This window comes from Syntrophaceae bacterium, from assembly GCA_013177825.1.
Lineage (GTDB): Bacteria > Desulfobacterota > Syntrophia > Syntrophales > PHBD01 > PHBD01.
Genome location: JABLXX010000001.1, coordinates 506666 through 529533, shown reverse-complemented (window position 1 = coordinate 529533; position 22868 = coordinate 506666). Strand labels below are relative to the sequence as shown.

24 protein-coding genes are annotated in these 22868 nt (G+C 64.4%); 14 read left to right on the top strand and 10 right to left on the bottom strand.

The window, feature by feature from the left end:
- Positions 1-445 precede the first annotated feature (445 nt).
- Positions 446-1087, bottom strand: coding sequence for a threonylcarbamoyl-AMP synthase (locus HPY65_02405; GenBank protein NPU83313.1), 642 nt, complete (start codon positions 1085-1087; stop codon positions 446-448).
- Positions 1088-1160: 73 nt separating this feature from the next.
- A complete protein-coding gene (gene purE, locus HPY65_02400; protein NPU83312.1) occupies positions 1161-1676 on the bottom strand; it encodes a 5-(carboxyamino)imidazole ribonucleotide mutase in 516 nt (171 codons plus the stop codon).
- A 163-nt stretch (positions 1677-1839) separates the two neighbouring features.
- On the opposite strand from purE, the gene HPY65_02395 reads away from it, so the two are divergent.
- The 3 genes from HPY65_02395 (at position 1840) to HPY65_02385 (ending at position 5948) form a co-directional block, all read left to right on the top strand.
- Positions 1840-2460, top strand: coding sequence for an MBL fold metallo-hydrolase (locus HPY65_02395; protein ID NPU83311.1), 621 nt, complete (start codon positions 1840-1842; stop codon positions 2458-2460).
- Positions 2461-2494: 34 nt separating this feature from the next.
- Positions 2495-4087 (top strand): FAD-binding oxidoreductase, encoded by a 1593-nt coding sequence (locus HPY65_02390; GenBank protein ID NPU83310.1) that lies wholly within the window; start codon positions 2495-2497, stop codon positions 4085-4087.
- Positions 4088-4157: 70 nt separating this feature from the next.
- On the top strand, positions 4158-5948 hold the full coding sequence (locus tag HPY65_02385) for a glycerol-3-phosphate dehydrogenase/oxidase (protein NPU83309.1): 1791 nt from the start codon (positions 4158-4160) through the stop codon (positions 5946-5948).
- 76 nt (positions 5949-6024) lie between these two features.
- Here the strand turns inward: HPY65_02385 and HPY65_02380 are convergent, their stop codons facing one another.
- Together HPY65_02380 and HPY65_02375 are read right to left on the bottom strand one after the other, a co-directional pair.
- A complete protein-coding gene (locus HPY65_02380; protein ID NPU83308.1) occupies positions 6025-7026 on the bottom strand; it encodes an inorganic phosphate transporter in 1002 nt (333 codons plus the stop codon).
- Positions 7019-7639 carry a DUF47 domain-containing protein gene (locus HPY65_02375; protein NPU83307.1) on the bottom strand — a complete coding sequence of 207 codons (621 nt, stop codon included), beginning with the start codon at positions 7637-7639 and terminating at the stop codon, positions 7019-7021. The genes HPY65_02380 and HPY65_02375 overlap by 8 nt, the downstream gene beginning before the upstream one ends.
- A 277-nt stretch (positions 7640-7916) precedes the next feature.
- On the opposite strand from HPY65_02375, the gene HPY65_02370 reads away from it, so the two are divergent.
- From HPY65_02370 to ptsP, 4 genes are all read left to right on the top strand, one after another.
- A complete protein-coding gene (locus HPY65_02370) occupies positions 7917-8192 on the top strand; it encodes a hypothetical protein (protein NPU83306.1) in 276 nt (91 codons plus the stop codon).
- 223 nt (positions 8193-8415) lie between these two features.
- Complete coding sequence (locus tag HPY65_02365; GenBank protein NPU83305.1) at positions 8416-8859, top strand: hypothetical protein; 444 nt, start codon at positions 8416-8418, stop codon at positions 8857-8859.
- A gap of 20 nt (positions 8860-8879) precedes the next feature.
- On the top strand, positions 8880-10418 hold the full coding sequence (locus tag HPY65_02360; GenBank protein NPU83304.1) for a long-chain fatty acid--CoA ligase: 1539 nt from the start codon (positions 8880-8882) through the stop codon (positions 10416-10418).
- Positions 10419-10422: 4 nt separating this feature from the next.
- Entirely contained in the window at positions 10423-12753 is a 2331-nt protein-coding gene (ptsP, locus tag HPY65_02355) for a phosphoenolpyruvate--protein phosphotransferase (GenBank protein ID NPU83303.1), read from the top strand.
- 10 nt (positions 12754-12763) lie between these two features.
- Here the strand turns inward: ptsP and HPY65_02350 are convergent, their stop codons facing one another.
- The 3 genes from HPY65_02350 to xth form a co-directional block, all read right to left on the bottom strand.
- Positions 12764-13324, bottom strand: a complete 561-nt coding sequence (locus HPY65_02350) for a DUF484 family protein (protein NPU83302.1) — start codon at positions 13322-13324, stop codon at positions 12764-12766.
- A 12-nt stretch (positions 13325-13336) separates the two neighbouring features.
- Positions 13337-13474 (bottom strand): hypothetical protein, encoded by a 138-nt coding sequence (locus HPY65_02345; protein NPU83301.1) that lies wholly within the window; start codon positions 13472-13474, stop codon positions 13337-13339.
- Between the two features lie 286 nt (positions 13475-13760).
- Positions 13761-14546, bottom strand: a complete 786-nt coding sequence (xth, locus tag HPY65_02340) for an exodeoxyribonuclease III (protein NPU83300.1) — start codon at positions 14544-14546, stop codon at positions 13761-13763.
- A 103-nt stretch (positions 14547-14649) separates the two neighbouring features.
- On the opposite strand from xth, the gene HPY65_02335 reads away from it, so the two are divergent.
- The 5 genes from HPY65_02335 (at position 14650) to HPY65_02315 (ending at position 18760) form a co-directional block, all read left to right on the top strand.
- A complete protein-coding gene (locus HPY65_02335) occupies positions 14650-15087 on the top strand; it encodes a hypothetical protein (protein ID NPU83299.1) in 438 nt (145 codons plus the stop codon).
- Between the two features lie 189 nt (positions 15088-15276).
- Positions 15277-16590, top strand: coding sequence for a DNA polymerase IV (locus HPY65_02330; protein ID NPU83298.1), 1314 nt, complete (start codon positions 15277-15279; stop codon positions 16588-16590).
- 104 nt (positions 16591-16694) lie between these two features.
- Entirely contained in the window at positions 16695-18032 is a 1338-nt protein-coding gene (locus HPY65_02325; protein ID NPU83297.1) for a DUF1446 domain-containing protein, read from the top strand.
- Positions 18033-18344, top strand: coding sequence for a hypothetical protein (locus tag HPY65_02320; protein NPU83296.1), 312 nt, complete (start codon positions 18033-18035; stop codon positions 18342-18344).
- Between the two features lie 29 nt (positions 18345-18373).
- Positions 18374-18760: a hypothetical protein gene (locus tag HPY65_02315; GenBank protein NPU83295.1), complete on the top strand. Its 387-nt coding sequence runs from the start codon at positions 18374-18376 to the stop codon at positions 18758-18760.
- Positions 18761-18798: 38 nt separating this feature from the next.
- Here the strand turns inward: HPY65_02315 and HPY65_02310 are convergent, their stop codons facing one another.
- Complete coding sequence (locus tag HPY65_02310) at positions 18799-19011, bottom strand: hypothetical protein (protein ID NPU83294.1); 213 nt, start codon at positions 19009-19011, stop codon at positions 18799-18801.
- A gap of 91 nt (positions 19012-19102) precedes the next feature.
- On the opposite strand from HPY65_02310, the gene HPY65_02305 reads away from it, so the two are divergent.
- Positions 19103-19450 (top strand): RNA methyltransferase, encoded by a 348-nt coding sequence (locus HPY65_02305; protein NPU83293.1) that lies wholly within the window; start codon positions 19103-19105, stop codon positions 19448-19450.
- On the top strand, positions 19447-20199 hold the full coding sequence (locus HPY65_02300; protein NPU83292.1) for a histone deacetylase family protein: 753 nt from the start codon (positions 19447-19449) through the stop codon (positions 20197-20199). Before HPY65_02305 ends, HPY65_02300 begins: the two co-directional genes overlap by 4 nt.
- On the opposite strand, the gene HPY65_02295 is transcribed toward HPY65_02300, so the two are convergent.
- Positions 20153-21106: a DMT family transporter gene (locus HPY65_02295; GenBank protein NPU83291.1), complete on the bottom strand. Its 954-nt coding sequence runs from the start codon at positions 21104-21106 to the stop codon at positions 20153-20155. The genes HPY65_02300 and HPY65_02295 overlap by 47 nt on opposite strands.
- On the bottom strand, positions 21103-22830 hold the full coding sequence (locus tag HPY65_02290) for a radical SAM protein (GenBank protein NPU83290.1): 1728 nt from the start codon (positions 22828-22830) through the stop codon (positions 21103-21105). Before HPY65_02290 ends, HPY65_02295 begins: the two co-directional genes overlap by 4 nt.
- Between the last annotated feature and the right edge of the window lie 38 nt (positions 22831-22868).

The following is a 22868-nucleotide window of genomic DNA, read 5'->3' as shown; positions in this document are numbered from 1 at the left end:
TTTCCCTTTTTTTACAGAAATCAGGCGCCGATGGGGGCTCGCATGTGGGACAGGGCTTCCCTCGCGCTCAGAAGCGTTTTTTCGACCCTGCAGCGTCTCGCTCCGCTGCAAAGTCATAACTCGCGCCTAGCGGCGTAGAGACAGATGACTTTGCGGGCGCTGCGCTGCGACGGCAGGGTGCCCCGAAAAAGCCGCTATTCGCGCTCCGGGAAGTCCCACTCCCCGACCAACGTTCGCGGGGGCGCGACCGGGGGTTCCCAGAGGAGCAATTGGAAAACGTTTCCGGACCCCAGACTCTTCGGTTTCAGAAGGCGAAGAGCGGAAACGTTTTCGCGACGGCGGGAGTCCCCGTGGCAGCCCCCGCGCCATGATGCGAAGAGAAAGAAAGAGAAAAAAGGATGGGGGACGGATTGGATATCCGCCCCCCTCATCACGTCCCGGATCATTACGACATCTTTCCCAGAATCCGCCGGATGTCCTCCTCGGCGATCGCCCCCTGCCGGAGGATGACCGGGGCGTCGCCGGAGACGTCCACGAAGGTCGATCCCAGCCCGCCGGCGGTGGCACCTCCATCCGCAACGGCATCGATGGAATCATCGAGCTGCGCCAAGACCTCACTCGCCGTATTGCATTCCTTTTCTCCGGAGCGGTTGGCACTGGTGGCGGTGACGGGTTCCCCGAGGGCGGCCGCGATGGACCGGGCCGCCGGCAGGCCGGACAGGCGGATTCCGATCTTTCCGGTGCCCGCTGTCAGTCGCGGCAGGACCCTCCCGGACGCCCGAAACACCAGGGTGAGCGCCCCCGGCCAGAAGGCGCCGATCAGCCTGTGACCCGCGGCCGGAATCTCCGCAACCAGCGGGTCCAGGTCCTCGATTCGGCCGATGATCAGGCCGACGGGGCTCTTGAAATCCCTCCCCTTGACGGCGAAGATCCGGTCCACTGCGTCGTGATTCGTGGCATCCGCCCCGAGACCGTAGAACGTCTCGGTTGGGTAGGCCACAATTCCCCCCTGCCGGAGAAGATCGGCGATCCGCTCGACGCTCCGTCGATCGGGCTGTCTTGGGTGGATTTCGATCCGCTCGGCCATGGCCGCTCCTTCCGGTGGGAAGCTCCGCGGCTCCGCTTCTTTCGGAGCGAACGCGGTCGCCTTGTCTGCCTCTTTACGTGTTCAGCTTCTTCAGCATGCCCTTGTGCCGGGTTTCCACGTCCTTCGCCATGCCCTCCACGAACACTGCAAGGCGTTTCTGCAGGCGGGCATCCGTGAGGGCAAGGATCCGGACGGCCAGGAGGGCGGCGTTCTTCGCCCCCGCCTTGCCGACGGCCATGGTCGCCACGGGAATCCCCCCGGGCATCTGGACCGTGGCGAGAAGGGCGTCGAGACCTTTCAGGGAGGTGGCATCGATGGGGACCCCGATGACGGGCAGCGGGGTCTGGGAGGCGATCACCCCGGCCAGATGGGCCGCCGCGCCGGCACCGGCGATGATCACGCGGACTCCCCGTCCGGCGGCACCCGCCGCAAATTCGGAAGTCCGCTGCGGAGCCCGGTGGGCCGACGTCAGGAAGATCTCGTGGGGAACCTGAAAGTCCTGAAGAACCTTCATCGCCTCCTCCATCAAGGGAAGGTCGGAATCGCTTCCCATGACGACGCTCACCAGCGGCGCCTTTTTCCCTTTCATGTGCCCAGACCTCCTTTCGGGTCGTGAAGAATGCGGATCCATTACCATAAATCCATCCGCTCCGCGAGACCTCTTGACGGCACCACCGTTTGACGTTAAAAAAGATCTGTCGTAATAATCCGGAATGAAAAAGCTTTTAAACACACTGTCGGGAGGGGTCATGATCACCGACAAGATCTTCTGGCTTGGCCATTCGAGCATCCTGATCCGGAGCGAAAAGACCATCTACATCGATCCCTGGAAAGTCCGGACAAAGGACCAGGCGGATCTGATCCTGATCAGCCACAGCCACGGGGACCACCTGTCCCCGGAGGACGTGAAGCGGATCCGGAAGGACGACACGGTCATCGTCACCACCGCCGACGCCGCGCCCCGGCTGTCCGGCGACGTCCGGATCCTGAAGCCCGGAGAAAATCTCACCGCCCACGACATCCCCGTGGAAGCGGTTCCCGCATACAACACACACACACACACACACAAGGCCTTCCATTCCCGCAGGAACGGCTGGATCGGCTTTGTCGTCACGGTGGAGGGCAAGCGCATCTACTATGCCGGCGACACCGACGTCATTCCGGAGATGGAAACCGTGCGGGCGGACGTGGTCATCTTTCCGATCGGGGGCACCTACACGATGACCGCCGCAGAAGCGGCCAAGGCCGTTAACATCATCGAGCCGGAGTCGGCCATCCCCATCCACTGGGGCGATATCGTCGGTTCGGCGGCGGACGCCCGGACCTTCCAGGAACTCTGCAAGGTACCGGTGACCATCAAAAAACCCCTATAACCGGAGAACCGCTGAAACGGCAGGAGGAACCACCATGAGACGATGGAACGGATGGGGAGACGACACGGAAGGCTACACCCTGCCCGGATCGGCGCTGAAGTTCCTGCACAAGACAATCGGCCCGGGGGCCCCCCCGCGCGACGCCTCCCTGGAAGACGTACTCCGCCGGGTCCCGCCCTCCCGGCTTCCGCCGCACCCCTTCGTCTCGACGGACCCGGAGGACCGGCTTCGGCATGCCCGCGGTCAGAGCCTCCCGGACTGGATCGCCCTCCGCAGCGGCCGGATCGATTCGTTTCCCGACGGCATCGCCCGGCCGTTCAACGCCGAAGACGTCCGGAACCTGCTCGACTTTGCGAAGCGCAACCGGGTGCGGCTGATTCCCTATGGCGGCGGCACCAGCGTCGCGGGCCACGTCAACCCGCTCCCCGGTGAAGAACCCGTCCTGACAGTGGACCTCTCGCGGATGAACCGACTGCTCCTGTTTGACGAACGGAGCCACCAGGCCGTTTTCGAGGCGGGGGTGGCGGGACCGGACCTGGAGGCGCAACTGCGGTCGAGAGGATACACCCTCGGCCACTTTCCCCAGTCCTTCGAGTACTCCACCCTCGGCGGCTGGATCGCCACCCGCTCCAGCGGCCAGCAGTCCCTCGGTTACGGGAGGATTGAGCGGCTCTTTGCCGGCGGCCGGATGGAGACTCCCTCGGGAACCCTCGAGCTGCCCCCCTTCCCGGCATCCGCCGCGGGACCGGACCTCCGGGAGGCCGTCCTGGGCTCGGAAGGCCGTTTCGGGATCCTCACCGAGGCAGTGGTCCGCGTGACGTCCATCCCCCGCACCGAGGAATTCCACGCCCTGTTTTTCCCCGACTTCGACCGGGGCGGAGAGGCGGCCCGGCGGATGCTGTGGTCGGGCATCCCCCTCTCGATGCTGCGGTTGAGCACCGCCCGGGAGACGGAGACCACCCTCGCCCTGGCGGGTCACGAGTTTCTCATCGGTGCGCTGGAACGGTACCTCTCCGTCCGGGGCGCGGCAAAGCACAAGTGCATGCTCCTCTTCGCCGTCTCCGGCGGAGCTCAGATCTCGAGGACGGCCCGGAGGGAGGCCCTGGAAATCGCCGCCGGCTGCGGCGGCATACCGGCAGGAAAGACCTTCGGCAGGGAGTGGCACCGGAACCGCTTCCGGATGCCTTACCTGCGGAACACCCTGTGGGAGGCGGGATACGCTGTGGATACGCTGGAGACGGCCGTGCCGTGGTCGTCCATCCCCGGGATGATCCGGGAGATCGAACGGGCCCTGGGAGAGGCCCTTGCCGAAACGGGGGAAAAGGTCCACTTCTTCACCCACCTCTCGCACCTCTATCCCTGGGGCTCCAGCCTCTACACGACCTGCCTGTTCCGTCTGGCGGAGGAACCGGAGGAAAGCCTGCTCCGCTGGCGGCGCCTCAAGGACGGGGCGAGCAGGGCCATCGTCGCCCAGGGGGGAACCATCAGCCACCAGCACGGCGTGGGCGTGGACCATGCCCCCTACCTGCCGGCGGAGAAAGGAGCCCTGGGGATGGCCGTCCTGGGTGACCTCTGCCGCCGGTTCGATCCCTCGGGGATCATGAATCCCGGCAAACTGACCGGGTAACCGGAAGTCCGAACCGTCGCCGGTGCCGGCCGGAGAAACGGCGGTCGGACAAAGAAGGGAGGAACGGATCATGGAGGGAGTTGCCGGGAGAGAAAGGGTCTGGTCGAAACTTGGGCGGCCTTGGGACATTCTGATCGTGGGCGGCGGCATCACCGGCGCCGGGCTTTTCCGGGAGGCGGTCCGGCTGGGCCTGCAGGCCCTGCTGGTGGAGCAGAGGGACTTCGCCTGGGGGACGTCGAGCCGTTCGTCCAAGCTCGTCCACGGCGGGCTCCGGTACTTGAAGGAAGGGGACCTGATGCTGACGCGCGCCGCCGTTCAGGAACGGCAGGAACTCATGGCGGAAGGACCGGGACTGGTCGATCCCCTCGGCTTTCTCCTTTCCGTCTATAAAGGGAACTCACCCGGACGGTTCCTGTACGGCATCGGTCTTTCCATCTACGATCTCCTGGCTCTGCGCTGGGACCACACGTACCATCCGCCGGAGGAATTCCAGATGCTGGCGCCGCATATCAGCCGGGAAGGACTCCAGGGGGGGTTCTATTACGGAGACGCCCAGACGGACGACGCCCGCCTGGTCCTGCGGGTCCTTCTCGAGGCCGTGGAGGCCGGGGGCAAGGCGCTCAATTACGTGGCGGCGGAAGAACTCCTCTTCCGGGAAGATCCGTCCTCGGGGCGGAGGACCGTCGTCGGGGCGGTGATCCGGGACTTGGCGGGGAACCGCCGGGCGGAGGTGCAGGCCCGGGTCGTCGTGAACGCCACGGGAGCCTGGGCGGACGTCCTCCGGTCCCGGGTCGGCGCCCCGCCCCGGATGCGCCCGCTCCGGGGAAGCCACCTGATTTTCCCCGCCTGGCGGATCCCGGTGGCCCAGGCCCTCTGCTTCATCCATCCCGCCGACGGCCGGCCGGTTTTTATTTTTCCCTGGGAGGGGATCACCCTCGTGGGAACCACCGACGTGGACCATCTCGAAAACCTCCAGGAGGAACCGGCCATCTCGCCGGATGAAACGGCATACCTGATGTCCGCCGTGGAGGCCCAGTTTCCCGGCCTGAACCTGAAGCCGGAGGACGTCATCTCCTCCTTCGCCGGCGTCCGCCCCGTCATCGGTACGGGGAAGGCGGATCCGTCGCAGGAGTCCCGGGACCACGTCGTCTGGGAGGAGGAAGGGCTCGTGACGGTGACGGGGGGAAAGCTGACCACGTTCCGCCTGATCGCCCACGACGTGCTGCAGGCGATTCGCTCCCGCCTGCCGGGGGATGCGGCACGCCGCCTGGATGCCATCGAGGATTCGCCGATTCTGAATCCCGTTGCCATGAACATGCTGGAGGAGACGGGTCTCGACGGAGAGGTCCAGCGAAGGCTCATCGGCCGCTACGGGGCGGCGGCGCCTCTTCTGATCTCCGGTGCAGCGGAAGAAGAACGGGCGATCATCCCCGGGACGAACACCGTGTGGGCCGAGTTGCGGTGGGCCTGCCGGACGGAAGGGGTGGTGCACCTGGACGACCTCCTGCTCCGTCGCGTCCGCATCGGGCTTCTCCTGCCCTACGGCGGGGCGGAAATCCTGGAGCGTGTCGGATCGATCTGCCGGGAGGAACTGGGCTGGGACGACGCCCGCTGGAATGAAGAAAAAAAGGACTACCTGGAGCTCTGGAAGCGTTGCTACAGCCTGCCGCCCCGTGAGGAGATCCCGGACTGGAAACAGTTTCTGGAAAAATCCGTCCGGGAACGGAACGAGAGGAAGCGGATCGAGCGCCGCAGGCAGATCCGCGGGACCGTCCTCGCCGGAATCGTCATCGGCACGGCGGCGGGCCTGCTTGTGTCCCGCCATCTCCGGAAAAAGGGACGGGCGGAAGAAACGGATTGAACCGACGCCCCCTCCCGCCCGGCTCGCCGTATCGCGGGCCTTCCCGAAAGGCGGAAGGCGGCAGGCCCCGGACCCGTTAAATGATCTGGTCCAGGAACAGGAAGAAAACCGCGGAGATCAGGGCGGAGACCGGAATCGTCAGGATCCAGGCCCAGAGAATATTCCCGGCGACACCCCACCGCACCGCGGAGAGGCGTCTCGTGGCGCCGACCCCCATGATGGCCCCCGTGATCGTATGGGTCGTACTGACGGGAATGCCGAAAATGGTGGCACCGATCAGGGAGGATGCGGCGGCCGTCTCGGCGGAGAATCCGCCGATCGGGCGCAGCTTGGTGATGCGCGTGCCCATGGTCTTCACGATCCTCCATCCCCCCGCCATGGTCCCCAGGGCAATCGTAAAGTTGCACGTCAGGACGACCCAGAAGGGGATGTGGAACGTCGCCCCCATGTAGCCGCTGCTGAACAGGACGATGGCGATGATGCCCATGGTTTTCTGGGCGTCGTTCATCCCGTGCCCGAGGCTGTGGACCGCCGCCGAGACAAGCTGAAGCTTCCGGAAGACCGTGTCCGTTTTCGATGCGGAGAATCGCCTGGTCAGATTGAGGACCAGGGCCATGTAAACGAACCCCAGTACCAGTCCGATCATCGGCGACAGGACGATGAAGCTGGCCGTCTTGATGATCCCCTCCCAGACGAGAAACGCCGTTCCTCCCTTCACCACACCGGCGCCGATCAGCCCACCGATCAGGGCATGGGAGGAACTGCTGGGAAGACCGAACCACCAGGTGATCAGGTTCCAGATGATCGCCCCCGCCAGGGCGGAGAGGATGAGGGTGTTGTTGATGATGATGGGGTTGACGATGCCCGTACCGATGGTCTTCGCGACGGGAGCCCCGATCATGAAGGCCGCCAGGAAATTGAACGTGGCGGCCCAGTACACGGCGTAACGGGGGGAGAGGACTCTTGTGGAAACGACACAAGAGATGGAATTCGCGGCGTCGTGAAAGCCGTTGATAAAATCGAAGACGAGGGCGATGAGGATGATGAAAATCACCATCGCCAGCGAAGCGCTAACCATGTTTCAGGACGATGCCTTCCACAATGTTGGAAACGTCCTCGCAGGTATCGATGGACTCCTCGACACGCTCGAGAATCTCCTTCCATTTGATCAGCTCGAATACGTCTTCCTCGCTCTCGAAAAGACGGGCCATGGCCTGCCGGAGGATGTAATCCCCCTCGTTTTCCAGGGTGTTGATCTCCACGCAGGCCTTCATGATCATCTCGGCGTTCTTCTTGTTCCGAAGGGCGTGGACAATCATTTTCACCAGGGCGATGGAGTTGTTGACGATGATGCCCAGCTCCCGGATCTCCCGCGAGGCGCTTTTGACCTTGTAGAGGTACATCCTCGCCGCCGCGGCCTCGATCAGATCGAGAATGCTGTCCATCTTGTTGGCCAGGGCGTAGATGTCTTCCCGGTCCAGCGGGGTCAGGAAGGTCTTGTGCATCTTCTCGTAGATCAGGTGGGTAATCTTGTCCGCCTCGTGTTCGATCTCCTTCATTCGGGCGACCTTGCCCTCGGAGTGATCGTAGTTGTCCACGATCTCCATGAAGAGACGGCCGCCTTCTTCGATCTTGTCCGCAAGATCCTCGAAATGATCGAAAAATTTCTCCTCTTTTGGAATGAAAATCATGGCTTACAACTCCTTCCCGGCCTGGATGGCCTGCGGGGCGAATGCTGATTACCACAACCGGGGGGTCTTGTAAACAGGTAGCGTCACATTGAACGTTTCGTTAAACAGGGAATCCCCTGTCCACGATCCGGGGAACCCCTCCAGGCACACCCGGCATTTAATATCGTCAGTACTTACATCATGATAACCATCTGACTGCAACGTTTTATCTTTCTGGCATGAACCTTCCATGCCATGAAGACAAAGGATACGAGAGACTATCCAAGGAGGTTTTAAAATGAGAAAGAGCCTGCATATCGCCATCCTGGTCGGAGTCATGATCTGCCTGACCGCCTCGTTCGGCTTCGCCGAATACGCCGCAGCCGGAAAGGACAATTTTCCGTATTTCCAGTTCGGGTGCCTGGTGCTGGGCGGAATGTTCATCGTTTCCCTCAAGCAGCGCTTCCCCCGGATCTACATGACGGAAGCGGTCGGTTCCTTCGCCCTTTACACCGTGCTGGTGGCCCTCTTTACAAATCCCGTCGTGGACGCCATCCGGCTCATGGTCGGTTAATAAAAAATCTCCGGGCTTCCCGCCGCATCCCGCGGGAAGCCTTCTCCATGCCGCCCCTGCCCCGGGAAAAGGGGTTTCTTCGATCCAACCATTCGTCCTTCCTTCACGATTTATTGATCCAAAAATCAATCTTGTGCAGACCCTTTCAATCTGTTACATTCTTGCTCCGACAAACTCCGTAACCTGTTATCTTTTCAAGGATATCCTTTAAAGGAGGGACCCCTTGGCAAAGCGATTTCTGATGGCAGCTGCAATCTTCTTCCTGCTCTGCACCAGCGCCCCGGCCACGGACTACGTCATCGACGCCGAGAAGAACTGCGTCCACATGACGAAAAAAGAGTCCATCGAAAGCAGGGCCTTCAAGGTCGGGCTCACGCCCGGTGTTCCCTACACCGTGGCCCTGTCCGGGGCCGCCTTCTTCTCGCCCGACACGGACCGGGATACCGATCCCATCCCGGGCGTCATTCTTTTTTACAGCACCGGGGAACAGGATGGGTTTGCGACTTTCTACCGCCTTCTCGCGCCGGGGGACAGCCTGTCCTTCACCACTCCAAGCCTCGCTTCGGGGGTCCGGCCCGAAGACATCTTTCTGACCGCCTTCATCATCGACTACTGGGAAGAAGCCGTCCATCGTGGCGGATTCATTCTCCGTGTGGAGAGGAAATAAACCGCTGAAAGGGCAAAGAGATGGATTTCACGTTCAAGAACCTGCGTGACATGATTCAGACACAGGCCGAGCGATTCGGCGACAAGGCGGTAATCCGCTTCTACGACGAAAACGTAACCTACCGCGAACTGGACGAGCGGAGCAGCCTCGTCGCCAACGCATTGAAACGGCTTGGGATTCGAAAAGGGGACCGGGTGTGCCTCCTGATGGACAACGGGCCGGAGTTCTATTACGTCTATTTCGGGATCATCAAGCTCGGCGCCGTCGCCGGCCCTGTCAACTGCTGGTGGCAAACTGGCGAGATCCAGTACCTCCTCAACGATTCCGGCGCGGCGGCCCTCTTCGTCGACGCCCCCTACCGGGTACATTCGGACCGGGTGCAGGGAGAAACCCCCGCCCTGAAGCACATGATCGCCCGGGGGTTCGAGGCGGACGGCTACCTGTCCTTCGATGATTTTCTGCAGGGCGACAGCCGCCTGGAAGACGTTCCGATCGGCATGGACGACATCTCCACCATCGTCTACACCTCCGGCACCACGGGCAATCCCAAGGGGGTCCTCCTGTCCCACGGCAACATCCTGACCAATTCCTGGCAGGCCACAAAGCTCGCCGACATCAGCGAACAGGAAGTGGTTATGTGCTTTCTGCCCCTGTTCCACGTCAACGGTCTCGTCATCACCGGCACGGCCCCCATGGCCGTGGGCGCCCAGATCATCCTGCGAAAGAATTTCTCCGCCTCCGACTTCTGGGACACTGTCGCCCAATACCGGGTGAACATCTTCAGCGGCGTACCCACGGTCTATCAGATCCTCCTGAACACTCCCGGGAGCGAGAACGTCGACGTCAGCTCGCTGCGCTACGGTGTCTGCGGAGCCGCCCCGATGCCCGTAGAGGCGATCCGCCGGTTCGAGAAAACGTTCAACATGATCATCGTCGAGGGCTACGGCCTCACGGAGGGAACCGCCGGCGCCACGGCCAACCCCATCAACGGCGTCCGCAAGATCGGCTCCATTGGAATCCCCTTCGCGGAAAGCGAGATCCGGATCGTCGACGACGACGACCGGGAGGTCCCACAGGGCGAAGTCGGGGAGATCACCATCCGCGGCGGCCACGTCATGAAAGGGTATTTCAACAAGCCCGAGGAGACCGCCCAGACCCTCCGCGGCGGCTGGCTCCACACGGGAGACATGGCCTACAGGGACGAGGACGGTTATCTATTCATCGTGGACCGGAAGAAGGAGCTGATCATCCGGGGAGGCGAGAACATCTATCCCAAGGAGCTGGAAGGCATCCTCTTCACCCACCCGAGGATCCTGGAAGCCGCCGTCGTCGGCGTCCCCGACCCGATCTACGGGGAAGAGGTGATGGCCTGCGTCGTCCTCCGACCCGGCGAGACCCTCGAGGAAGAGGAACTCCGGGACTGGTGCCGCCGGAACATGGCCTCCTACAAGGTGCCCCGGTATATCGATTTCCGCGATTCCCTGCCCAAAAACATCATCGGCAAGATCCTCAAAAAGGAGCTCCGCGGCGTCCTCCAGCGGGAGGGAAAGATCCGGTAACCCTATGGTCGGTCCCGAGGGCGAACGAAGCAGCTTTTCCATCATCGAGGACGTGGGGAGGATCATCTCCACGTCGGTCAACGCAGATCAGACCCTCCAGGAAGTGGTACGCCTGGTGGCCCGGAAGATGGAGGTGGACGTCTGTTCCATCTACCTCCTGGAGCGGGACCGCCATTGCCTCACCCTCGTGGCCACGGTAGGCCTGAATCCCGACTCGGTCGGCCGGATCTGCATGAACATCGACGAGGGGCTGACGGGCCTCGTCCTCGAGGAGACAGCCCCCCTTCTGGTGCAGAACCCCACCTGCCATCCCCGGCACAAGTATTTCCAGGACAGCGGGGAGGAGCGCTTCTGCAGCTTCCTGGGGCTGCCGCTGATCTACCACGGCGAGATGCTGGGAGTCCTGGTGGTACAGACGGAACAGGCGGATGCGCTCAAGGAGACGGACATCCCCGTTTTCTCGACCATCGCCTCCCAGATCGCCGGGGCCGCGGCCTACGCCGTCCTGCTCAGGAACCTCAAGCGGACGGAGGAGGAGACGGCGGGCCTCAAGGAGCGGCTCCAGCAGGCGGAGAAGGCCCGAGCGGAAAAGAAGGAAAAAAAGAAAGGCCCCCTCCGGGGCATCGCCGTTTCTCCGGGATTTGCGGAGGGGTACGCCTATTTCTACCGGGAGACGCTCGGCTTCTCGGACATCTATTTCCGGGAGGTAGACAACATCCCGCTGGAGATCACGCGGTTCGAGGCGGCCCTCAAAGAAGCGGAGAACCAGATCTTCCACATTTTTTACGACTTTCAGGAGGAGCTGTCGCAGGGCGACGCGGCCATCTTTCAGGCCTACCTGATGTATCTCCGGGACGGAGGGCTCAAAAAGAGGGTCATCGACACCATCCGGAAAGGGTATGCCGCCGAGTACGCCCTCAAGGAGACGGTCCTGGAGTACACGAAGGTGTTCTCCCGCATCGAGGACCCCTATCTGCGGGAGCGGGGCCACGACATCGAGGTCGTGGGCAAGCGGATCCTCGACAACCTCCTGGGATTCAACGAGGAGGTCCATACATTCAAAAAGAAAACCATCCTCGTCGCCCCCAACATCTCCCCGGCCGAGCTGATCCGCTTCCGCCAAGAGAATCTGACGGGCATCATCCTGACCAAAGGGGGCGAGACCTCCCATGTGACGATCCTCGCCCGGTCCTTCGAAATTCCCATGCTGATCGGCGTTCCGGGCATTCAGAACGAGGTCCGGGAGGACGACTTCATCATCGTCGACGGGACCTCCGGGTATGTTTTCCCGAATCCGTCCCGGCTGGTCATCCGGGAATATAAGCGGCTGGAAAACGAAAAGATCAAGCGAAACGAGCAGCTCGACGGCCTCCGGACCCTTCCGGCAATCACCCCGGACGGGTTCCACGTCCGCATGGGGGCGAACATCGGCCTCCTGTCGGACCTGGACCTGGTGGAGAAGTACGGCGCCGACCACATCGGCCTGTACCGGACGGAATTCCCCTTCCTGTCGCGGGCCCGCTTCCCTTCCGAGGACGAGCAGGCTCATCTGTACCGGCGGATCCTCAAGGGCGCCGGGGGAAAACAGGTGACCATCCGGACCCTCGACGTCGGCGGCGACAAGTTCCTAGCCTACATGGATTATCCCAGGGAGGACAATCCCTACCTGGGCTGGCGGTCCATCCGGGTATCCCTGGAGCTGACGGACATCTTCCGGGAGCAGATCCGGGCGATCCTCCGGGCCTCCGCATCGGGACCGCTCCAGATCCTGTTCCCCATGATCACCTCCGTTACGGAGATCAAGGAGATTCTTGCCATCCTGGAACAGGAGAAGGACATCCTGTCCCGGCAGGGCATCCCCTTCGACCCGGATATCCCGGCGGGGATCCTGATCGAGGTCCCCGCGGCGGTGACCATCCTTGAAAGCCTCCTGAAATACACCTCCTTCGTCAGTATCGGCACGAACGACCTGATCCAGTATGTGCTGGCGGTGGACCGGAACAACCAGAAGGTGGCTCCTCTGTACAATCCACTCCATCCGGCGGTGATCGCCACGATCGCCCGGGTGGCGTCGGTCTGCCACGAACGCAACGTCCCCGTGGGGATCTGCGGCGAGTCCGCCGCGGATCCGAGGCTGGCCTATCTTTACATGGGCATGGGGATCGACCGGCTGAGCATGAACGCCGCCGCGGTTCCGATCGTCAAGGATCTGCTGCGGAAAGTGACCCGGTCCGACGCGGAGGAGGTACTCCGGGAAGCGCTCCGGCAGGAGGAAGCGTCGGACATCTCCCGCCTTCTGGACGAGCGGATCGGCCTGCTGGCGGTGGAGGCGTAGCGAGGAACCGTCAGGGTTCCGGGGCGGTTTCCGTTCCGGAAGGCTGCTTTTCTTCCAGGCAGTGGGACACGACGGCCATCAGCTGCTCCAGGAGTCCCGTGTCCATTCCGGGCTGATATCTGGCGGGAGAAGGATCGGCGGAGTTGAGGCTGCCGACGGCCCGGCCCTTCAGGATCAGCGGGGCCATCACGATGGACTTGAAGAAGAACTTCCGCCGCCGGGGGAGAAGCCGGTAAAAGGGCTTGAGCCCCTCGTTGGCCAGGACGGGCGCCTTCCCGCCGCCCAGCAGCTCCTGGAGTGTCTCCAGGCGAACGACGTTCAGCACGTCCTTGAGCGCCGGGGCCTGGCGCAGCTTCACGAGAAGATCCAGCGCCTCCGGGGCGTCCGTCAGGGAGATCCACACGTAGGGGATTTCAAAGGCCTCCCGGACCCCCGTCACGAGGGCCTCGAAGAGTTTTCCCTCGTCCCCGAAGGCCGGCAGGGCCTCCCCAATAAGGGCGTACTTCCTGGCGAGTTCCTTGTTTTTCCGGAGCGTTTCCATCTGTTCCCGCCGGTCGGTCTGGTCTTTCAAGATCCCTCCTTATTATCTCCCCAAGGGACGGATGATTTCCTGCATGGCCGGGTCCTTCTGGACCTCCGACGGCCTGGTGGCGAACCAGAGCACCAGCGCAAAAGAAAGCGCCAGGACAACGCCGATCAGGATACGGACGATCCGGCTCACCGCTTCCTCTCCCCCTGCAGGCCGTTCAAAACCGGCCGGCTGCGAGGCGCCCGAAATCCCGAGCCGCGAGGCGTACGGTTTGGTACGTCGAGTGGCAAGGGATGAGGGAAACGCCGCAGGCGGCGCTTTTTCAACAGCCCGCCTGAAAAAAATACCTCTTAGGGCTGTTCAAAAAGGGTTGGATGCAAGGCACCCACAGTCCTGAGCCATGAGTCGTACTTTCTGGTACGTCGAATGGCGAAGGGCAAGGGGAACGCAGCAGACGGCCCTTTTTCAACAGCCCGCGTCAGATTTCAAATTCCGCCAGAACCACCGTGTGATCCGACGGCTTCTCGGCCATCCGCGGCCCCAGGTCGATGTCGCAGCGGACGGACTTCGCCGCCAGGGGCGCCGTGGCCAGGATGTGGTCGATCCGCCAGCCCAGCCCCCGCTCCGCCGCCTTGGGCATGCGGTAATCGAAGAAGCTGAACTGCTTCGGTTCGCCGGGGTGATGCTTCCGGAAAACATCGAGGAGCCCCCAGGAGGTGACGCCCCGGAAGGCCTCCCACACCTCCGGGCAGAAGCAGACGTGCCCCAGGAGGCGCTTCGGGTCGTGGACATCGATGGACTCCGGCGCGACATTCAGGTCGCCGACCCATGCAAGGGGCGTCTCCGGCGACAGGCTCCGCTCCAGGCCGTCCCGAAAGCGCCGGAACCATTCAAGCTTATAGGCAAAATGCGGCGTTTCCCGATCCCGCCCCTGGGGGACATAGGCGTTGATCACCGTGAGCTTCCCGAAGTCGGCCCGGATCAGGCGGTCCTCGTCCCGGGGCCCCCCGTCGTCGATGCCGAAGGACACGCTCCGCGGCTCTTCGAGGGACAGCACCGCCACGCCGTTGTACTGCTTCTCGCCCCGGAAGGCGGCCCGGTAGCCCAGGGCCGTAAAGTCGCCGGCGGGAAACCGGGCGTCGTCCACCTTGGTCTCCTGAAGGCACAGGACGTCGGGGCGGTTCGCCTCGATCCAGGGCAGCAGGATGTGGAGGCGGGAGCGGATGGAGTTGACGTTGTAGGTGGCGATCCGGAACAGGGCCATTTTCCTCTTGTTTCAAGAAGATCCGGGATAGGAAAAGCGGGTTTTCTATAGCACAGAATTTTTCCCGTTGACAATAGAACGATCGTTCTATAAATGGAAGGCCATGGACGAGAAACGAATCGCCGAAACCGCAGTCCCGATCTCCCCCGCCGGCCCCGGCCGGATGCTTCCCCTGGCAGGAGAGGTCCGGGCCGGTTTTCCCTCCCCGGCGGAGGAGGAACTCCGGGACATCCTCTCCTTCGACGAGTATCTCGTGCCCTTCCCCGACGCGTCCTTCCTCGTGCAGGCAAAAGACGACTCCATGATCGGCGAGGGGATCCGGAAGGGGGATCTCGTCATCATCGAGCGGGGGCGGGTTCCGAGACACGGCGACGTCGTCCTGGTGGAGGCGGACGGGGCGTGGCTCCTCCGGTACTTCTGCCGGGAGAAGGGGCGCGTCGTTCTCCGGACGGCCGACCCGAAGGATGCACCCGTCGTCCCCCGGTCGGAGCTGCGCCTCGGCGGCGTGGTGACCGCGGTGGTCCGCAAGTATCACAAGTAAGACGCAAGAAGACTCCCCCGCCCTTCCCGCCGGGCGCTCCACCCCCGCCACTCCGCGGCGGGAAGGGCTTTTCCGGAAGCAGAGGAGAGAAGCGCCGCATCCATTTTTCTCCGCCCCGTCCGGAGAACCGGCGACGCTCCCGATTTCGAGGTACGACCCGTGGCGCCCTCCGGCGGCAGAACCGACGACATCCTTTTCAGCCTCTCCTCGTGGCCCCGGGCGATCCTCCACGTCGACGGGGACGCCTTCTTCACCTCCTGCGAGGAAGCCATCCACCCGGAGCTGCGCGGGAAGCCCCTCATCACCGGGGGCGAGCGGGGCATCGTGGCCTGCGCCAGCTACGCCGCCAAGCGGATCGGGATCAAGCGGGGCGTCTCCCTGCCGGAGGCGAAGCGGATCTGCCCGGGGCTGATCGTCCTCCCCTCGGACTACGAGACCTACAGCCTCTTCTCCCGCCGGATGTTCAACATCATCCGGCGCTACACCCCCGACGTGGAAGAGTACTCCATCGACGAGGCCTTCGCCGACCTCACGGGCATGCGCCGGGCCCTCCGGGCCTCCTACGAGGCCATCGCGGACCGGATCCGGAGGGAGATCATCAAGGAGCTGGGAATCACCGTCTCCGCGGGGCTCAGCCTCACGAAGGTCCTCGCCAAGGCGGCCTCGAAGCACCGGAAGCCCGACGGGTTCACCGTCATCCCCGGCCGAGCCATCGCCTCCTACCTCCGGGACCTGCCGGTGGGGAAGCTCTGGGGCATCGGCCCCGCCACCACGAACTACCTGAACAAGATGGGGGTCCGGACGGCCCTGGAGTTCGCCCGCCTCCCCGAGGAGACGGTGAAGCGGCGCCTCACCAAGCCGGGCGTCGAGATCTGGCGGGAGATCCGGGGGGAATCGGTCTATCCCGTCACGGCGGAAGAGAAGAGCACCTACTTCTCCATCAGCAAGACGAAGACCTTCGCCCCGCCCTCGGCGGACCCGGACTACCTCTTCGCTCAACTCCTCCGGAATCTCGAGTCGGCCTGCATCAAGGCCCGGCGCTACGACCTGGCGCCCCGGAGCCTCGTCCTCTTCCTCAAGCGGCAGAACTTCTCCCTCGCCGCCGCGGAGGTGCGCCTCACCCGCCCGTCGGTCTATCCGCTGGAGATCTCGGGAGTCCTCCGGGACGCCTTCGGCGGCCTGTGGGAGCGTCACGTTCTCTACCGGGCCACGGGCATCGTCCTCCTGGACCTCGTGCCGGACGCGCAGGTCCAGTACTCCCTTTTCGAGGACGCCCTCCGGGCGGAGCGGGTCGAGCGGCTCTACGAGGCGGCCGACGCAATGGGAGCGAAATACGGCAAGCACGCCCTCCACCTGGGAGGCTCCCACCTCATCGAGGAGCAGGGCAAGGGAAAGCGGGGCGCCCCCACCGTCCGCGAGCGGACGGTCCTCTACGGCGAGACCCGCCGGAGGCACCTGCCCCTGCCGATCTTCCACGGTGACGGGGGCAACAAGCCCCTGTAGCGCGGCCTCCTCCCTCGGGCATCACCGCAAGAGGCCTTGACTTGCCTCCGGAATCCTGTACCTTTCGCTGTATCATCAAAGCGGAAGGCAAAAGGACGGACTCCATGAAGACCATCCGGATCGGCTCGGGGGCCGGCTATTCGGGAGACCGGATCGAACCCGCCGTCGAGCTGGCGGAACAGGGCGGCATCGGGTACCTCGTCTTCGAGTGCCTGGCCGAGAGGACCATCGCCATCGCCCAGCAGGCAAGGAGGAAGGATCCAAAGGCGGGCTTCGACCCGCTCCTGGCGGCGCGGATGGAGGCCTGCCTGCCCGTGTGCCGGAAAAACGGAGTCCGGATCGTCACCAACATGGGCGCGGCCAACCCCGCCGCCGGGGCGGAGAAAATCGGGGAGGTCGCCCGCAGGCTGGGCATCGGGGGCCTGAAGATCGCCGCCGTAACGGGCGACGATGTGCTTGAGGCGATCCGGGCAGGCGACTACCGCATCGAGGAGACGGGCGAATCGTCGGCGGCCCTGAGAGACCGGATGGTCTCCGCCAACACCTACCTGGGGGCGGAGTGCCTGGTCGAGGCCCTCCGGAACGGGGCCGACGTCGTCATCACCGGCCGCGTGGCGGACCCTGCGCTCTTCACCGCCCCGGCGATCTTCGAGTTCGGCTGGGACATGGGCGACTGGAACCGCATGGGACAGGCCACAGTCATGGGCCACCTGCTCGAATGCGCGGGGCAGGTCACCGGCGGGTATTTCGCCGACCCGGGCCGCAAGGACGTCCCGGGGCTGGCCCGGCTGGGATTTCCCATCGCCGAGGTCCGGGAGGACGGCGTCTTCGTCGTCACCAAGGTACCCGGCTCCGGAGGAATGGTCACCCTGGCCACGTGCAAGGAGCAGCTCCTCTACGAGATCCACGATCCCTCGTCCTACATCACCCCGGACGTGGTGGCCGACTTCACGGGGGTCCGGATTGCACCGGCCGGACCGGACCGGGTGGAGGTCTCCGGCGGAAAGGGGAAGCCGAGAACCGATTCACTGAAGGTCTCCATCGGCTGCCTCGACGGCTGGATCGGCGAGGGCCAGATCAGCTACGGCGGCCCCGGCGCGGTCGCCCGCGGGAGGCTGGCCCTGGAGATCGTGGCGGAGCGGCTGAAGATCACCGGCGTGGAATTCGAAGAGATCCGCTATGACCTCATCGGCGTCAATTCGCTCCACCGGGACAGGCTGTCCGCCGGTCACGATCCGTACGAGGTCCGGGCGCGGGTCGCCGGGCGCACGAAGAGCATGGCCGAGGCCATCCGCATCGGCAACGAAGTGGAGACCCTGTACACGAACGGCCCGGCGGGAGGGGCCGGTGCCTGGAAGGCGACCCGGGAGGTCGTGGCGATGGTGTCCACCCTGATCCCGCGGTCGCTGGTGAATCCTTCCATCCGTTACGAGGTGGTCTGAATGAAACTGAAGGAGATCGCCCACTCCCGCACGGGAGACAAGGGCAATACGGCGAACGTCTCGGTCATCGCGTACGACCCGGCCGACTATCCGCGGCTCGAACGGCACGTCACGGCCGAGCGCGTCAAGGCCTTCTTCGCCGGAATCGCCGAGGGGGAGGTGGTCCGTTATGCCCTCCCCAACATCGGCGCCCTCAACTTCGTCATGCACAACGCCCTGTCCGGCGGGGTGACGCGGACGCTGGCCCTCGACCTCCACGGAAAGTCCCTCAGTTCGGCCATCCTGGAATTGGAGATTCCGGACCGGGGCTGACCGGCACAAGAAATCCAAAAGGAGCCCGCATGGAACAGCAGATTCTCTTCTGGCTCTACCTGGTGAACCTGACGCTTCTGATCCTGCACGAGATGGACTCGGCCTACTGGAAGGAGTGGGAGCTGTTCCGCCTCCCCGGGGGACTCGCGGGGTTTCTCTGGATTCACCTCCCCCTCTGGCTGGCGGGCCTCTATGGCCTCGTGCTCGTGGACCGGGGGGCCGCCGCGGGGCTCGTTCTCTCCCTGGTCGTCAGTGCCGGCGGGATCTTCGCCTTCGCCATCCATAACTATTTCCTGGCGAAGGGCAGGCCGGAGTTTGACACCGCCACCTCCAGGCTCATCCTCTGGCTGCTCCTGATCGGCGGCCTGGCCCAGGGGGCCCTGACGATCCGCATGATGCTCCCGCTGCCGGGATAAACCGGAGTCCCTCGGCTCTACGACCGTTCATGGAGCCGTCACCTCCCGGATCGCCCGGGAACCGGCTCATGGGCCTTGCGACCGTGGACCCGCTCATAGGCCAGGCAGAAGGGGCAAACACCGGCCTCGATGGTCCGGACAAAGGAATATGCAGATCCTGCCTGTGTCTTCCGGGCGCGGCGGCAAACCGGGCAGGAGGCGCAGATCCCCGCCAGGAAGCGGTCCGTTGACGTGATTTCGTGCTTTTTCATGATGAATAAACCTTTTCGGGTATTTTCCGCAGCGGATTTTCCGGCAGAGCCGGGTTGGCGTCAAGAACAAACAGAAAGGAGGATGCGGAACATGGCGTATGACCAGGTGCTGGAGGAGCGTATCCGGGTCGTTGTCGACCGATGGAAGGACCTGTCGGCGAAGAGGATGTTCGGCGGGGTCTGTTTCCTCCTGAAAGGCAACATGATGTGCGGCATCTGGAAGGACTCCCTCATCGTCCGGGTGGGACTGGAAGGGTTTCAGAAGGCCCTGGACGCACCCCACGCACAGCCCTTCGACGTGACCGGCCGGCCCATGGCGGGTTGGGTCATGGTGGGCCCCCGGGGGGTCGAGAAAGACGCCGACCTCAAGGCCTGGCTCGGGAAAGCGCGGGCCTTCGTCCGGACGCTTCCGGCCAAGGCGGGAAAGGAGACCCCATGAACGTGATCTTTCACGAAGACTTCTACCAGACCTACACCTCGGACCCGGCGGCGGAGCCGGGCCGGATGGAGTCGATCGTCAGCGTCCTCGACGGCCGGGTGGACTTCCTCCGGGCCGAGCCCGCCGCCGGGGCGGACATCGCCGCCGTCCACACGGACACCCACATCCACCACGTTAGCGCTTACGGCCTCTACGACCTGGCGGCCCTCGCCGCCGGCGCGACCATCCAGGCGGCCATGATCGGGCTGGAGGAGCCGGCCTTCGCGCTGGTCCGCCCGCCGGGACACCACGCCTCGGCCGGCCGCTCCTGGGGCTTCTGCTACTTCAACAACATGGCCGTGGCGGTGACGAAGCTCAGGCGGGAGGAGCGGATCGAGCGGGCCTTCATCCTGGACATCGACCTCCACTTCGGGGACGGGACGGTCAACATCCTCGGCTCGTCGGGCTTCACGACCATCGTCAACCCCACTGCCTCCCGGGCCTCGGACTATCTCCGGCAGGTGGAGGAGGCCCTCCCCTCGGAGGGGGTGGACCTGATCGCCGTGTCCGCCGGGTTCGACTACGGGAAGGGAGACTGGGGCGGCGTCCTGGCCCCGGAGGACTACCGTGAGATCGGAAGGATGGTCCAGGAGGCGGCCATCGACTGCGGCGCCGGCTGCTTCGCCGTCCTGGAGGGCGGATACAATCATCGCGTCCTGGGCATCAACTGCCTGGCGTTCCTCGAGGGTCTGGGCGACCTGCCCTGGTAGCCGGCGGGGTGCGGTTGACGAGGGCCACGCCCCCGACCACCATAACCGCCCCGGCCAGGAGCGACAGGTCGATCGTCTCGCCCAGGATCAGCCAGCCCAGGATGACGCCGCTGACGGGGACGAAGTTGATGAAGATCCCCGCCCGGGACGGGCCGATCACCCGGATTCCCTCGTAGTACCAGAGAAAGCCGAGAACCGTCCCGAACACGCCGAGGTAGGCGATCCCCGCCCAGGTCGCCCAGCCGTAGCCCGGGGCCTGCCCGATCATACCCTCCGCAACCGCCGGCGGGAGGAGGAAGAGCATCCCCGTGACACAGGAGGCCGTCACCGCCAGGAGAGGGCTCATCCCGTCCATGGCGGCCTTCCCGATGAGCGAATAGGCCACCCAGCTCGCCACGCACCCCAGGATGGAAAGCTCACCGATTCCGATCCCCCCGTGGAGGATCTCCGCCGGGTTCCCCCGGGTGATGACCGTGACGGCCCCGGCCAGGGACAGGAAGATCCCCGCCAGCCGGGTGCCGGTCATCCGCTCGCGGAAGATCAGCGCCGCGAAGAGGGCGATGAAGACGGGGTTGTTCGCCACGATGAGGGATGCCCGGCTGGCGGTCACGGTCTTCAGTCCCTGGAAGAAAAAGAAGTTGTAGCCGAAGACCCCCGTCAGGCCCAGGAGGGCGACCCAGAAAATCTGGCGGCCCCGGAGCCGGAGTCCCGGGCCTTCCCGATGAAAGACCAGGGGCACCAGGAGAAGACAGGCGGCAAAGAAGCGCAGGAACGACCCGGCAAAGGGACCCGCCTCCCGGGCGGCGACGCGGGCGGCGACGAAAGTCCCGCCCCACAGGACGGCCGTCAGGAAGAGCCGCAGGTAAACCCCCCGGGTCGCGGCGTGCGCCTGCCCTGGATTCGTCATTCCGCCGCCCCCCACCCCTCCGGGGGCGTCCATCCTGCCAGGGCGTCCCGGTACTCCCTCCGGAGCAGGTCCCCGGAAACGCCGTGGTCGATGAAGCCCCAGGGCAGGATCTCATCGGGCTCCTTCCGGCGGTAGACATAGAAATCCGGGTTGACGTTGACCGCCTTCAGCGACTCCGTCCAGTTGCCGCCGGAGCGGTGGACCATGAGGAGGATGTCCGCCACTCGGCGGTCTCCCAGCGACAGGAGGGCCTGGACGTAGTTCCATTTCGGCAGGTCCGAGAGGACCGTCAAGGCCCGCTCCTTCCGGAAGGCCTGGACGATGCGCCGGATCCGCCCCTGGACGGTCCGGACGTCCTCCAGGGGGTGCCACTGGAAGGGCGTCGCCGGCTTGGGGATGAACTGGTTGAGGCTCAGGGTGAGGCGGCGAAACCGCCGCTTTCCCTGCGAAGAGGCCAGGGCGCGATGCTGCACCGACCGTGTCAGCTCGATGATTGCCTCGACGTCGTCGTCCGTCTCGGTGGGAAGGCCCGTCATGAAGTAGAGCCGGAGGTTGGAAATGCCCCGGCCGATGAGCGCCTCCACGGCCTCCAGAATCTGGTCTTCGTCGATTCCTTTCCGGATCACGTTCCGCAGGCGCTGTGTCCCCGCCTCCGGCGCCAGGGAAACCGTCTCCACCCCGGACTTCGCCAGGAGATCCGCCATCTCCCCGTCCAGGCGGTCCAGGCGGAGGGAGCCGATCGCCGCCCGGCCGCCCCGCTCCAGGATCGCCCGGCAGAGGAACCGCAGGTCCGGGTGGTCCGAGACGGCGGTCCCCAGAAGGCCGATCTTCCGGCCCTGTGCGATGCCCCGCTCGATGGAGGGCAGCAGGACCCCGACCGGTCGGAACCGAGGGGGGCGATACAGGTAACCGGCGGCGCAGAAGCGACAGCCCCGGCCGCAGCCCCGGCTCACCTCGGTGAGGAACATCTCCCCGAACTCCGTCCCGGCGGTGGAGACGACCTGCTCCGTGGCAAACCGGCCGATCTCCCGGACCCGCCGCACGGCCACGCGCCCGGGGAGGCCGGGAAGCACGGGCTCCATGCCGGCGACCCGGGAATCCGGACCGTAGCGGACCTGCCAGAGGGATGGCACATAGGCCCCGGGGATCTCCTCCTGGATCTTCCGGAGGGTCTCCTCCCGGGACAGGCGCTCGCGCCGGGCCGCCCCGAAGACGTCCATGAACTCCTGCAGCATCTCCTCTCCCTCCCCGAGGAGGAACAGGTCGAAAAAGGGCGCCAGCGGCTCCGGGTTGAGGGTGAGGGCGACCCCTCCCCCGATGACGAGGGGATCCCGGTCTCCCCGCTGGGAAGAGGAAAGGGGGATCCGCGCCATTTCGAGGATCGAGAGGATGTTGGGGTAGTCGTTCTCGAAGGAGACGGAAAAGGCCAGGAGGTCGAAATCCGTCAGGGGGCGCTGCGACTCCAGGCTGAAAAGGGGGATCGACCCCGGGGAGAAGAAGCCCTCGTCCCCGGGGTCGGGAAGAAATGTCCGTTCGCAGATCCAGTCCGGACGCTCGTTCAGAAGCGCATAGACAACCTGGTATCCCAGGTTCGACATGCCCGTCCGGTAGGCGTTGGGGTAGGCCAGACAGACGGTGGCCGCCTCCGTCCAGGCCTTTCGGATCGCCCCTTCTTCGCCGTCCATCAGACGGGCGTATTTTTGCTTCAGTGTCCAGGAGTTCATGCCGGGTCCGGTTCCCTTGTATCAGATTGTCCCGGGGA

Bases quoted from the DNA above. Each gene is read 5' to 3' on its own strand.
- HPY65_02385 (NPU83309.1), top strand. From the start codon at position 4,158: ATGGAGGGAGTTGCCGGGAGAGAAAGGGTCTGGTCGAAACTTGGGCGG.
- xth (NPU83300.1), bottom strand. From the start codon at position 14,546: ATGGCCCTGTTCCGGATCGCCACCTACAACGTCAACTCCATCCGCTCC.
- HPY65_02320 (NPU83296.1), top strand. From the start codon at position 18,033: ATGAAACTGAAGGAGATCGCCCACTCCCGCACGGGAGACAAGGGCAAT.
- HPY65_02370 (NPU83306.1), top strand. From the start codon at position 7,917: ATGAGAAAGAGCCTGCATATCGCCATCCTGGTCGGAGTCATGATCTGC.
- HPY65_02405 (NPU83313.1), bottom strand. From the start codon at position 1,087: ATGGCCGAGCGGATCGAAATCCACCCAAGACAGCCCGATCGACGGAGC.
- HPY65_02295 (NPU83291.1), bottom strand. From the start codon at position 21,106: ATGACGAATCCAGGGCAGGCGCACGCCGCGACCCGGGGGGTTTACCTG.
- HPY65_02290 (NPU83290.1), bottom strand. From the start codon at position 22,830: ATGAACTCCTGGACACTGAAGCAAAAATACGCCCGTCTGATGGACGGC.
- purE (NPU83312.1), bottom strand. From the start codon at position 1,676: ATGAAAGGGAAAAAGGCGCCGCTGGTGAGCGTCGTCATGGGAAGCGAT.
- ptsP (NPU83303.1), top strand. From the start codon at position 10,423: ATGGTCGGTCCCGAGGGCGAACGAAGCAGCTTTTCCATCATCGAGGAC.
- HPY65_02315 (NPU83295.1), top strand. From the start codon at position 18,374: ATGGAACAGCAGATTCTCTTCTGGCTCTACCTGGTGAACCTGACGCTT.
- HPY65_02375 (NPU83307.1), bottom strand. From the start codon at position 7,639: ATGATTTTCATTCCAAAAGAGGAGAAATTTTTCGATCATTTCGAGGAT.
- HPY65_02305 (NPU83293.1), top strand. From the start codon at position 19,103: ATGGCGTATGACCAGGTGCTGGAGGAGCGTATCCGGGTCGTTGTCGAC.
- HPY65_02310 (NPU83294.1), bottom strand. From the start codon at position 19,011: ATGAAAAAGCACGAAATCACGTCAACGGACCGCTTCCTGGCGGGGATC.
- HPY65_02390 (NPU83310.1), top strand. From the start codon at position 2,495: ATGAGACGATGGAACGGATGGGGAGACGACACGGAAGGCTACACCCTG.
- HPY65_02360 (NPU83304.1), top strand. From the start codon at position 8,880: ATGGATTTCACGTTCAAGAACCTGCGTGACATGATTCAGACACAGGCC.
- HPY65_02325 (NPU83297.1), top strand. From the start codon at position 16,695: ATGAAGACCATCCGGATCGGCTCGGGGGCCGGCTATTCGGGAGACCGG.
- HPY65_02335 (NPU83299.1), top strand. From the start codon at position 14,650: ATGGACGAGAAACGAATCGCCGAAACCGCAGTCCCGATCTCCCCCGCC.
- HPY65_02380 (NPU83308.1), bottom strand. From the start codon at position 7,026: ATGGTTAGCGCTTCGCTGGCGATGGTGATTTTCATCATCCTCATCGCC.
- HPY65_02300 (NPU83292.1), top strand. From the start codon at position 19,447: ATGAACGTGATCTTTCACGAAGACTTCTACCAGACCTACACCTCGGAC.